Raw genomic sequence first — 11,786 nt, 5'->3', positions numbered from 1 at the left:
TCTGGGGCCCGCCGCGGTCGCTCGTCCGCTCCGCGGCCGGGGCCGACGATCTCCAGAACTGGAAATCGTTATCGCTTCCGATAGTGGCCATGCTATCCGGGGTTTCGGGTGGTTCGCCGGAGGGAAGTGAGGATTGCCTCTAAAGGGTGATGCGAGGTTGCCGTTCCGGGAGTGGCCCCGGTTCATTACCCTCGGGTAGGTGAGCACTGGAACAGATCCCCTCGCCCCGCTGGCCCAGCTCCCCGGGGTGCCCGACGCGGTGGCCGAGGTGCGCAAGGCCGTCGACCGCCTCTACGGCCACCGGGTGATGCGCCGCCGCGCGGCCGAGGTCACCTCGGAGTCCGCCCTGCGGGGCGCCCGGGCCTCCGCCGCGCTGGCGGGGGCGGACTGGCCGCTGGAGGAGGTCCGGCGGCGCAGCGACTTCGGCGCCGACCCCGAGGCCCGGGCGGTCGGCGCCGCCCTGCGGATCTCGGCCGAGGCCGGCCAGCTGCTCAGCGTCTGGCGGCACTCGCCGCTCCAGGTGCTGGCCCGGCTGCACCTGCTCGCGGTGGGGGACTCCGACGCCCCCGCGGGGCGGCCGCGCCAGGCGGGCGAGGGTGCCGACGATCCGTTCCCGCTGGAGCTGAAGCCGGTGGAGGGAGTCGAGTCCGCGGTGCCGGGTGCGGTGGACGGGCCGGTGCCCGTGCTGCCCCCGGCGCCGGGCTCGGAGGAGGTCGCCGCCAGGCTCGACCAGCTCTCCCGGCTGCTGGTGGCCCGTGCGGAGGGGCAGGGCGTCGGCACGCCGGCCCTGGTGGTCGCCTCGGTGGTGCACGGCGAGCTCCTGGCGCTGCGGCCGTTCGGCTCCCACAACGGCCTGATCGCCCGGGCCGCCCAGCGGATCGTGCTGATCGCCGAGGGGCTAGACCCGAAGTCGATCTGCCCGGCCGAGGTCGGCCTGGCGGAGCTGGGGACCGATGCCTACCGGCAGGCGCTGGCCGGCTACCTGGCGGGCGCGCCGGAGGGGCTGGCCGCCTGGATCGGCCACTGCGGCCGGGCCCTGCGGCTCGGGGTTCGGGAGTCCACGGCGGTCTGCGAGGCGATGCAGCGCGGCATGGTCTGACCGGACGCGCGGTCCGACCGGCGTCAAGGGCGGTCGAGGGGCGGCGGCCGGGGGTCCCGGGCCGGGAGGCGCCGGGACGAAGAGATGCGGCGGCACCTGATCCTGCCGGGTGCCGCCGCTGGCACAGATGCCGGGTGACCATGCATGCACCGGAAGTGCCCATCAGACGGGGATCCTGCCCGTTCGTCTGGTGCGGCGGCCCGACAGCGGGTCGGCTGCATGTGGGTGCTCAGTCATCTGTACGCGGTCCGTGGGGCCTGAACTGCGTTGTCGGTTTGACCTCTTAGGGGTCCTGACCGGGTCTCGCGGGCCGTGCTTCATTTGTATCGCGTTTCGGGCGAAAGGGGAACCCGAAACGAGAAGTCTTCGGCTTTTGCCCGTTTTGCCCCTCGGCTCGGCGGCGGGTGCCCGGCGCTTCCCGCAGGGTCAGGCCGTCGGGCGCCGCCGTCGCGCCACGTACCAGATCACCCCGGCCGTGAGCACCGCCGTGCCGATCGCCACCGCGGTCAGCACCGAGCCGCTCGGCGCCGAGAACTCCGGGAGCCGACGCCGGAGTTCCACCGGCCGGTCGAAGACCAGCACCGGCCACTCCCGGGCGACCGCCTCCTTGCGCAGCGCGCGGTCCGGGTTGACCGCCGAGGGGTGGCCGACCGCCTCGAGTAGCGGCAGGTCGGTCGACGAGTCGCTGTAGGCGTAGCACTCGGCGAGGTCGTAGCCCTCGCGCTCGGCCAACTCCCGGATGGCGGCGGCCTTGTTCTCGGCGTAGGCGTAGTACTCGATCTCGCCGGTGTAGCAGCCGTCCTCGATCTTCAGCCGGGTGGCGATCACGTGGTCGGCGCCGAGCAGCGCACCGATCGGCTCGACGACCTCGGAGCCGGAGCTGCTGACGATGACGACGTCGCGACCGGCCGCGTGGTGCTGCTCGATGAGTGAGGCGGCCTCGTCGTAGATGATCGGGTCGATCAGGTTGTGCAGGGTCTCGGCGACGATCTCGCGGACCTGCTGAACGTTCCAGCCCCGGGTGAGTGCGGAGAGGTACTCGCGCATCTTCTCCATCTGGTCGTGGTCCGCGCCGCCCACCAGGAAGACGAACTGGGCGTACGCACTTCGCAGGACGGCCCGACGGTTGATCAGGCCACCCTGGTAGAAGGGGCGGCTGAACGCGAGGGCGCTCGACTTGGCGATGATGGTCTTGTCGAGATCGAAGAAGGCCGCGGTCCGCGGGCCCGCCGGACGCGCCGGGGCGGCCGGCGGGCCGGTCAGGGGTGTCGCGTCCGACCCGGGCGCCCCGGCTGCCCCGGCCGCTCCGTCGCTCCCCGGGGCTTCGGCGGCTCCGGCGGTGGAGTCCGGGGACTCGTCGGCGTACTCGTCGGCGTTCTCGGTGGTGTCCACGGGAACCGAGGATAGAGGGCACCACAAAACGGCCCGCCATTCGGTGTACTCGTGGGCGTGCGGGTTTGTGTTTCTGGCCGCTCGGGTACACCATGGAAGTCACGGATCGTTCGCGACCGTGCTAACCCGGTCCGGCTCCTCCCCCCCGAGTCGGGCCGTGGATAGACGACCCCCGCTCTCCCCCCCGGCGGGGGTCGTCGCACGTCCGGGGCCATTTTCAGGGCTTGAACGGCTACTGCCGGGGAATCGGCCCGCCGGCCCGGCGGACATCTACGGGGGGTGTCGACGACGGGCCCCTTCGGGCGATTTGGTCACTCTCGGTAGATCATTGATCATGGCTGTCCTCAGCCCCTCGAACGCGCGGAATGGCCGGTCGAGGCGGTCCCGCAGCAGCGCCCGGAGCGGTTGCTTCCCCTTGGTGCGGTCTATACCGGTTCTTCTCGGTGAGCCCGTTTCGTCAATTCTTTGCTCAATAGCCCCCCTTCCGAGTGAACGTTTTCCTCCACAACCCCCGAGTTGTCCACAGGGAATCGGAACCCGGCGGACGGAATCCGGATCACCGCCCACCGTGAGGGTCGGCAGCGGTCACCGGGTCCGTGCTGCGGGCCCGCGGCCGGCTGTCGCACCGACCGGACGTGTGCCCGGCCCGCCCCGTGCGGCCGGGCACCCGCACAGGGGAGCCGCCATGTCGAAGCCCACCACCGACCACGCCACCGCCAACGGTCCGGCGCCCACCCGACCGCTCGTCCTCACCGGGGACCCCGGCCTGGCCGAGCACCTGCTGCGGATCTGCGCGGCGGCCGGCACCGAACCGCGGCTGCTCCGGGGAGCGTCGCCGCCGCGCGAGCTCTGGGAGGGGTCGTCGCTGGTCCTGGTCGGCGACGACCGGGCCGAGCAGTGCGCCGGTCTGCCCCGTCGGGCCGGGGTGCTGCTGCTGGGGCTGGACCTCGACGACCCGGGGGTCTGGGTCAGAGCCGTCCAACTCGGCGCCGAGCACGTGCTCTTCCTGCCCGACGCGGAGGCCTGGCTGCTCGATCGGATCGCCGACGCCGTGGAGGGCGTCGGCACCCCTGCGCTCACCGTCGCGGTGCTCGGCGGGAGGGGAGGCGCGGGCGCGTCCACCCTGGCGTGCGCGCTCGCCGTGACCGCCGCCCGCCGCGGACGGCGGACCGTCCTCGTCGACGGCGATCCGTTGGGGGGCGGGCTCGACCTCCTGCTCGGCAGCGAGGCGGCCGCCGGCCTGCGATGGCCGGACCTGGCCGCCTCACGCGGCCGGGTGAGCGGCGCCGAGCTGACCCGGGCGCTGCCCGCGCCCAAGCGGCTCACCGCGCTGTCCTGCCTGTCCTGGGACCGGAGCGACACGCTGGCCGTGCCCCCCGAGGCCATGCGCAGCGTGCTGGCCGCCGCCCGCCGCCGCGGTGGCCTGGTGGTGGTCGACGTTCCCCGGCGGCTCGACCCGGCGGCCGGGCAGGCGCTGGAGCAGTCCGACACGGCCCTGTTGGTGGTGCCGGCCGAGCTGCGCGCGGTGGCGGCCTCCGACCGGGTCTCCGCGTCCGCCCGGATGCGGATCGAGGACGTCAGGGTCGTGGTGCGGCCCGTGGGGCCCTTCGGCATCCCGGCCCGGAAGATCGCGCAGGGACTGCGGCTGCAGCTCGCCGGCGTGCTGGAGCCGGAGCCCGGCCTGGCCGCCGACACCGAGCAGGGCGTGCCGCCGGGCATCCGGGAGAGCGGCCCGCTCGCCCGCTTCTGCGAGACCTTTCTGGACGAGGTGCTGCCGCCGGTTCCGGCGGTCGGGGGAGGTGTGTACTGATGGTCCGTCTGCGGAGAGCGGGAGGCTCGGACGGCGTCGCGGGCCGCCGCGCCGGCGCGTACGAACAGCGGTCGCTCCGGAGCGTGCCCGTCGCAGGGCGCGTGCCCGCGCTCGGGCCGCCGCCCGAGCCGAACCCCTACGGACGGACGGCCCGGGAGGCGCGGGCGGCGGCGCTGGTCGACGCCGTCCGGCTGCGGCTGGCCGAGTCCGGGGCCGCCCCGACGGCCGATTCCGTCGCGGCCGCGCTGCGCGCCACCCGGCCGCCGCTCGGCGGCGACGACGTCCTCGACACCGTGCGCTCGCTGTGCGCCGAACTGGTGGGTGCGGGCCCGCTGGACCGGCTGCTGGCGGCGCCCGACGTCACGGACGTCCTCGTCAACGGACCGGACGAGGTCTGGGTCGACCGCGGCGGGGGCCTGCGCCGGGCGACCGGCGTCCGTTTCGCGGACGCCGGTGCGGTGCGGCGGCTGGCCCACCGCCTGGCCACGGCGGCCGGACGGCGGCTCGACGACGCACGGCCCTGGGTGGACGCCAGGCTGCCGGACGGCACCAGGCTGCACGCGGTGCTGCCGCCGATCGCGGCCGGCTGCACCCACATCTCGCTGCGGGTCTGCCGCCCCAGGCCCTTCACCCTCGACGAGCTGGTGACCGGCGGGGCCGTGCCGCCGCGCGGCGCGGAGCTGCTCGCGGGCCTCGTGCGGGCCCGGCTCTCGATGCTGGTCAGCGGCGGCACCGGCACGGGGAAGACCACGCTGCTGGCGGCGTTGCTGGGTCTGGTCGGTCCGGAGGAGCGGATCGTCATCGCCGAGGACTCCGCCGAGCTGCGTCCGGACCACCCGCACGTGGTCCGGCTGCAGAGTCGCCCGCCGAACCAGGAGGGGCTGGGCGAGCTGACCCTTCGGGACCTGGTCCGCCAGGCACTGCGGATGCGGCCCGACCGGCTGGTGGTCGGGGAGGTGCGCGGGGCCGAGGTGTCGGATCTCCTGGCCGCCCTCAACACCGGCCACGAAGGCGGCACCGGGACCGTCCACGCCAACACCGCGGCGGACGTCCCGGTCCGGCTGGAGGCGCTCGGTTCGCTGGCCGGGCTGGACCGGGCGGCCGTGCACAGCCAACTCCGCGCGGCGCTGGACGTGGTGGTGCACCTCGTGCGGGAGCCGGCCACCGGGAGGCGACGGATCGCCGAGATCCACACCTTGGCCGGCGACCGGCAGGGACTGGCCGTCACCACCCCCGCGGTGACGTTCACGGCGGACGGCGGCGCGGTGCCGGGGGCCGGCTGGGAGCGGTTGACCCGGTTGCTGGCCGACCGGGGGGTTCGGCTCGCGGGCGGGCCGCCGTGACGGCGGCCTCGGTGCAGGTGGCGTTCGTCCTGCTGCTGGGCGGGTGCGGGGTGGGCGCGGTGCTGTTGCTCGGTCCCTGGAACGGGAGAACTCGGCGAGAGGCTGGTGGCGGACGTGACGGTTGACCGGGTCGAACTCTGTTGGGCGGCGGCCCTCTGCGGGGCGGCGGCGGCCGGCCGGTGGTGCCTGCAGCGGCAGTTGGCGGGTGTACGGCGGGCCGGGCACCTGCTCGCCGGGCGGGCCGGTGAGTCCGGCGAGGCCGGCGGGTCCCGGGGATCCGCCGGTCACGGGCGGGGGCGTAGGCCCCGGCGGCGTGGAGCCGTGCCGTTCGGCAGCCGGGTGGGCGCGTCCTGGCGGGCCGCCAGGGGTGCACCCGAACTGCTGCTCCTGCCCGGTGGACTGGCGGCCGGATGGGTGACGGTCTCGCCCGTTCCGGCCCTGGCCGCCGCACTGGCCGCCCTGCCGCTGCGGAGGTGGCGGCTGCGGCGCGCGGCGGCGGCCGGGGCCGGACGCCGGGCGGCCGCGGTGGTGGAGCTCTGTGCCGGACTGGCGGGTGAGTTGCGCAGCGGAGCGACGCCCGAACAGGCGCTGCACGTGGTGACCACGCGGATCGCCGCAGACCGGGCGGAGCTGGGCCGGCTCGGGGCGGAGCCGGTCGCCCGGCTCGCGGCCGGCCGGTACGGCGCGGATGTGCCCGCCGCACTCCTGCTGCTCGCCGAGTTGCCGGGAGGCCGTGGAGCGGCTGCGATCGCCGCCTGCTGGCGGGTGGCCTCCGACGGTGGAACGGGCCTGGCGGCCGGTCTGGACGGGGTGGCCGAGGCACTGCGCGTCGAACGGGCGCTGTCCGAGGAGATCGCCGCCGAGCTGGCGGCGCCGCGCGCCACGGTCGCGGTCCTGGCCGGGTTGCCGCTCGTGGGGCTGTTGCTCGGCGCGGCCATCGGCGCCCGACCGGTGGACGTCCTGCTCCACACACCCGCCGGGCTGGCCTGCCTGGTCGCAGGGGCGGCGCTGGAAGGGATCGGCCTGGCCTGGACGTCGCGCATCGTCCGGTCGGCGTCGGAGGACGCCCGGGAAACGGGTCCGTTCCGCGGCCGGACGGCCGAGGGCCGCCCGGAGCCCGGGTCCGGCCGGCGGTGCGGGATCACCCGGACCCGCCCTCGGGAGGGACGGTCGAGCGGATCGTTCGCAGGGAAGGTGAGGTCGGCGTGATGCGGGCGATGGACTGGACCGTCCTGGGCCCGGCCATGGCGGCGGGTGCGCTGCCGCTGAGCGGGTGGCGTGTCCGAAGGACGGCCCGGCGGCGGGCGGCGAAGTGGCGAACGGCCAGGGTGCCGACAGCGGGGCCGCCAAGGGCCGGAGACGCCCCGGCCCGCCGGTGGCCGGGCGGTGGTCGGGCGGAGCCCGCCAACAGGGGAGCCGCCGTGGCGGAGCGGGCTCGGCGGGGGGTCGCGGCGCTCTCCGCGGGGATCGGCGCAGCGGCGTTCCTCGGCGGTGGGGCAGGCCCGGTGGTGGGTCTACTGGTGGCGGCGGGGTTGTACCGGCGGCTGCCGCGGGCCCGGTCCCCGGCGGAGCGGCGAGCCCTGTCGGACGAACAACGGCTGGTCCGACAGCTGCCGCTCACCGCGGAGCTGTTGGCGGCCTGCCTCGGCTCGGCGGGCTCGCCGGCGGAGGCCGTCGCAGCGGTCGGCCGGAGCGTGGGAGCCCCGATGGGTCCCCGGCTGATGGCAGCGGCGGCGGAACTCGCCCTGGGCGCGCCGCCGGAACACTGCTGGCGCCGACTGGGCGAGGAGCATCCGCGATTGGCACCGCTGGCCCGCTGCCTGGTCCGGACGAGCCTCAGCGGGACCCCGGCGGCCGAGGCGCTCACCGGACTGGCGGGCGGCCAACGAGCGGAGGCCGTACGGGCGGCGCACACGCGGGTCCGCCGGGCCGGCGTGCTGGCCACCGTGCCGCTCGGGCTCTGCTTCCTCCCGGCCTTCGTCCTGCTGGGTGTGGTCCCGGTGGTGGTGGGGCTCACTTCTCGCTTCACGCAGCAAATGTGACGTCTCGTCAAACATGTCGATCGGTACCGGACGCAGTGTGCGGAGGGCGCGGTGGAGGCCGCTCCGCCCGGCCCGGTCGACACCTGAATCGATCCAAGGAGAGAACCATGGATGCAGTGCTCAAGCCCGTTTTCGACAGCGGCAGTTCGCTCGGCCGACTGGTGCGGATGGGGCGGCGACGGGGCCGCTGGGCGATCCGTCGGATCCGGCGGGCCGGCCGGGCGAGGGCCCGCTCGGACGCCGGGATGACCACGGCGGAATACGCGGTCGGCACGCTCGGGGCGTGCGCGCTGGCTGCCGGGCTCTACAAGGTGGTGACCAGCCCGGCGGTCATCGGAGCCCTCACCGACGTCCTGGACCGTGCGCTCCATGCGACCTGAGGCGCCGTCCGCAGGGCGGTGTGCCCGGCTGCTTCCTGCCGGCTGCGGCCCCTGTGCCGCCCGTTCCGGTCGGCTCGCCCCGACCGGCCGGAACGGGCGGCGCCGACGGCGGGGCGACGGTGGCTTCGTCACCGCCGAAACCGCTGTCGCGCTGCCGGCGCTGGTGCTGCTGGCCGCGATGCTGGTCTGGGCCGTACTCGCGGCGGGTGCCCAGGTGCGGTGCGTGGATGCGGCGAGGGAAGGAGCCAGGGCGGCGGCGCGGGGCGAGACGGATGCCGCCGGGATCGCGCGGGCGGTCGCCCCGCCGGGGGCGGAGGTCCGGATCGACCTGGCGGCGGACACGGTCCGGGTCACCGTGGACGCGCCGTCCACGGCACCGGGCGGGCTCGGGAGCGTGCTCTCGGTCCGGCTGGGCGCGGCGGCCGTGGCAGCGCGGGAGGACACCTTGCGGGGCGGGGAGGGAGGTGCCGGCCCGTGGCCGAGCTGACGCGTGTCGTGGCTCGGGCGCGCGGCGCGCTGCGGTTCCGCTCCGGTCGGGCGGGGGCCCGCGGCGGCGGGCACGACGGCGGGTCGGCGACGGTCTGGCTGGTCGTGTGCGCGCTGTTGGGCTGCGCGGCGTTCACCGTCCTGCTGTCGGTGGGTGTGGCGGTCGGCGCCCGCCACCGCGCGGAGTCCGCCGCCGACCTCGCGGCGCTCGCGGCGGCCGACCGGCTGCTGCTGGACGCGGACGGCGGCTGCGACCGGGCCCGGGCCGTGGCGGCCGTGCAGGCGGCCACGGTGGTCTCCTGCACGGTGGACCGGGAGGCCGATGCCGTCGACGTGGTGGCGGAGGTGCCGGTCACCGGGCTGCCGGTCCGCCTGCCGGTCGGGCCGGCGCGTGCCCGGTCCCGGGCCGGCCCGATCCGTGCGGCGGTCGCCCCGACGGACGAGGACGCGCGCGCCGCGGTCGGCGAGGCCGTCACCGCGGTGGCCGGCCCGGCGGTGACGGCCGCCCAGACCGAGGGGACGGGCTCATGAACCTCCGGCTTCCCCGGCTTCGCACGCCTCCCCGACGCCCCCGACCTCCCCGGCCGCGGTCGTCCGTCCCTCAGGCTCCGCTTCCGCCGCGTCCGTCGCTTCCGCCGCTTCGACCGCTTCCGCCGCTTCGACCGCGTCCGCCGCTTCCGCCGGTTCGGAGCCGTCCGCTTCCCCGGTGGCCGCTGCCGGTTCCAGCCGCTCCGCGGCCGGCACGGCGGGCGCTCCTGCGAGCAGCACGTCCAGCATCCGGACGGCCGCCGCCTTGTCCAGCGGGTCGTTCCCGTTGCCGCACTTGGGCGACTGCACGCAGGAGGGGCAGCCGCGTTCGCACTCACAGGCCGCGATCGCCTCCCGGGTGGCCGTCAGCCACTGGACGGCCCGCTGGAAGCCCCGCTCGGCGAATCCGGCACCGCCGGGGTGGCCGTCGTAGACGAAGACGGTGGGCAGTCCGGTGTCCGGGTGGAGCGGTACCGAGACGCCGCCGATGTCCCAGCGGTCGCAGGTGGCGAAGAGCGGGAGCAGCCCGATCGAGGCGTGCTCGGCGGCGTGGGCGGCGCCGGGCAACTGGTCGAGCGGGATGTCCGCGTCGAGGAGCTGGTCCTCGGTGACGGACCACCAGACCGCGCGGGTGCGCAGGGTGCGCGGCGGCAGGTCGAGCTTGCTCTCGCCCATGATCTCGCCGGTGGAGATCCGCTTGCGGAGGTAGCCGACCACCTGGTTGACCACCTCGACGGAGCCGAAACTGAGCCGGCCCTCGCCCCAGTCGACGGTGGTGTCGGTGGAGAGCACCGAGATGGAGGTGATGTCGCGGGCGGCGGTCGTGTAGGGCGGGTCGGCGGGTTCGACCAGCGCGACCGAGTTGTCGAGGTCGAACTCCCGGACGAGGTAGCTGCGGCCCCGGTGGAGGTGGACGGCGCCGGTGTGGACGGTGGTGTGGGCGGCGGAGGCGTCCACGGTGCCGAGCAGCCGCCCGGTCGGGGCCTCGACGATCTGCACCGGGCTGCCGCCGCTGCCCCGCAGGTCGACGCCGTCGGCGGCCCGTTCGCGGCGGGTCCAGTACCAGGCGTCGCCGCGACGGCGGAGCAGCCCGCGTCGCTCCAGTATCGGCAGCAGCGGTCCGGCGGAGGGGCCGAACAGTTCCAGGTCGGTGTCGGTCAGCGGGAGCTCCGCGGCGGCCGCGCACAGGTGCGGGGCGAGGACGTGCGGATTGTCGGGGTCCAGCACGGTGGCCTCGACCGGGGTGGCGAACAGCGCCTCCGGATGGTGCACCAGGTAGGTGTCCAGCGGGTCGTCCCGGGCGATCAGGACGGCGAGGGCGCCCTGGGCCTCGCGCCCGGCCCGTCCGGCCTGCTGCCAGAGCGAGGCCCGGGTGCCGGGGTAGCCGGCCATCAGGACGGCGTCCAGGCCGGAGATGTCGACACCGAGCTCCAGTGCGGAGGTGGAGGCGAGGCCGAGCAGCCGGCCGGAGTGCAGATCGCGTTCCAGGGCGCGGCGCTCGTCGGCGAGGTAGCCCCCGCGGTAGGCGGCCACCCGGTCGGCGAGCGGGCGGCCGAGCTGGTCCTGGGTCTGCAGGGCGACCAGCTCGGCGGAGCGGCGGGAGCGGACGAAGACGACGGTGCGGATCTCCCGTTCGACGAGGTCGGTGAGGAGGTGGGCGGCCTCGGCGGTGGCGGTCCGGCGGACCGGCGCCCCGTGCTCGCCGACGTTCTCGGTGAGCGGCGGCTCCCAGAGCCCGAAGACCACGGGCCCGCGCGGGGAGGCGTCCTCGGTGACCGCGTCGGCGGGCAGGCCGGTGAGCCGCCGTGCGGTGACGGCCGGGTCGGCGGTGGTGGCGGAGGCGAGGAGGAAGGTGGGCTCGGATCCGTACCGGGCGCAGATCCGGCGCAGCCGCCGCAGCACCTGGGCGACGTGCGAGCCGAACACGCCGCGGTAGCTGTGGCACTCGTCGATCACGACGTAGCGCAGGGTCTTGAGGAAGGAGGACCAGCGTGCGTGGGCGGGCAGGATGCCGCGGTGCAGCATGTCCGGGTTGGTGAGCACGTACGAGGCGTACTGGCGGACCCACTCGCGTTCCTCGGGCGGGGTGTCGCCGTCGTAGAGGGCGGCCCGGACCCGGGGCGGCGCGAGGTCCGCGGCCCGGCGGCGCTGGTCGGCGGCGAGTGCCTTGGTGGGGGCGAGGTAGAGCGCGGTGGCGCCGCGCCCGTTGCGGGCTTCGGTTCCGTCCAGCAGATCGGAGAGGACGGGGGCCAGGTAGCCGAGGGACTTGCCCGAGGCGGTTCCTGTGGCGATCACCACAGTATGGCCGGATTTGGCCAGATTCATTGCTTCTGCCTGATGGGCCCAGGGGCGTTCCACGCCCAGGGCCCGGGCGGACTCGACGATCTCGGGCCGGATCCGGTCGGGCCACGGTGAATAGCGGGCGGCCCGGGCGGGAAGGTGCTCCGTATGGGTGAGCCGGTCCGACCGCCCGCGGGTGGTGGACAGGGTCGTGAGCAGTGCCTCGGGCAGGCTGTGACGCGGCGGCATGAGGACCCAGTGTGTCACCGGAGTGACGGAGAATCGTCCCAAGCCATCGTGCGGGCATGGTCACAAGTGGTTGAATGTGGCCGTGTCGGCCGTACGGCCGGGGGTCGCAGCGCCGAGGCTTGCCGCATGGGCTGGGCGTGCCCGAGGCTTGTGACCATGCGGTGGCGGCCGTCCGGC

10 protein-coding genes are annotated in these 11,786 nt (G+C 75.5%); 8 read left to right on the top strand and 2 right to left on the bottom strand.

Annotation, left to right across the window (positions count from 1 at the left end):
* Nucleotides 1-199: 199 nt before the first annotated feature.
* A complete protein-coding gene (locus ACFWIC_RS00930; protein ID WP_380514686.1) occupies nt 200-1,099 on the top strand; it encodes an oxidoreductase in 900 nt (299 codons plus the stop codon).
* Nucleotides 1,100-1,525: 426 nt separating this feature from the next.
* Here ACFWIC_RS00930 and ACFWIC_RS00925 read toward each other — a convergent pair whose 3' ends face one another.
* Entirely contained in the window at nt 1,526-2,362 is an 837-nt protein-coding gene (locus tag ACFWIC_RS00925) for an HAD-IB family hydrolase (protein ID WP_329885759.1), read from the bottom strand.
* An 814-nt stretch (nt 2,363-3,176) separates the two neighbouring features.
* Here ACFWIC_RS00925 and ssd point away from each other — a divergent pair.
* The 7 genes from ssd to ACFWIC_RS00890 all read left to right on the top strand — a co-directional run bounded on the left by ssd (nt 3,177) and on the right by ACFWIC_RS00890 (nt 9,083).
* Entirely contained in the window at nt 3,177-4,301 is a 1,125-nt protein-coding gene (ssd, locus tag ACFWIC_RS00920; RefSeq protein ID WP_380514683.1) for a septum site-determining protein Ssd, read from the top strand.
* Nucleotides 4,301-5,644 (top strand): TadA family conjugal transfer-associated ATPase, encoded by a 1,344-nt coding sequence (locus tag ACFWIC_RS00915; protein WP_380514680.1) that lies wholly within the window; start codon nt 4,301-4,303, stop codon nt 5,642-5,644. Before ssd ends, ACFWIC_RS00915 begins: the two co-directional genes overlap by 1 nt.
* A 321-nt stretch (nt 5,645-5,965) precedes the next feature.
* Nucleotides 5,966-6,853, top strand: coding sequence for a type II secretion system F family protein (locus tag ACFWIC_RS00910; RefSeq protein WP_380356755.1), 888 nt, complete (start codon nt 5,966-5,968; stop codon nt 6,851-6,853).
* Nucleotides 6,854-7,065: 212 nt separating this feature from the next.
* A complete protein-coding gene (locus ACFWIC_RS00905) occupies nt 7,066-7,686 on the top strand; it encodes a type II secretion system F family protein (protein WP_329952396.1) in 621 nt (206 codons plus the stop codon).
* Between the two features lie 107 nt (nt 7,687-7,793).
* Nucleotides 7,794-8,066, top strand: coding sequence for a DUF4244 domain-containing protein (locus ACFWIC_RS00900; protein WP_329952395.1), 273 nt, complete (start codon nt 7,794-7,796; stop codon nt 8,064-8,066).
* Complete coding sequence (locus tag ACFWIC_RS00895; RefSeq protein ID WP_380514676.1) at nt 8,056-8,553, top strand: TadE family type IV pilus minor pilin; 498 nt, start codon at nt 8,056-8,058, stop codon at nt 8,551-8,553. Before ACFWIC_RS00900 ends, ACFWIC_RS00895 begins: the two co-directional genes overlap by 11 nt.
* Nucleotides 8,541-9,083, top strand: coding sequence for an Rv3654c family TadE-like protein (locus tag ACFWIC_RS00890; protein ID WP_380514673.1), 543 nt, complete (start codon nt 8,541-8,543; stop codon nt 9,081-9,083). The genes ACFWIC_RS00895 and ACFWIC_RS00890 overlap by 13 nt, the downstream gene beginning before the upstream one ends.
* Here ACFWIC_RS00890 and ACFWIC_RS00885 read toward each other — a convergent pair.
* Nucleotides 9,078-11,609 (bottom strand): DEAD/DEAH box helicase, encoded by a 2,532-nt coding sequence (locus ACFWIC_RS00885; protein WP_380514670.1) that lies wholly within the window; start codon nt 11,607-11,609, stop codon nt 9,078-9,080. The genes ACFWIC_RS00890 and ACFWIC_RS00885 overlap by 6 nt on opposite strands.
* Between the last annotated feature and the right edge of the window lie 177 nt (nt 11,610-11,786).

The sequence above is a fragment of the Kitasatospora sp. NPDC127035 genome (assembly GCF_042726075.1).
In the GTDB taxonomy this organism is placed as follows: Bacteria; Actinomycetota; Actinomycetes; order Streptomycetales; family Streptomycetaceae; genus Kitasatospora.
Note: the sequence above shows the minus strand (reverse complement) of the source record. Positions and strands in the feature narration are given on the sequence as shown.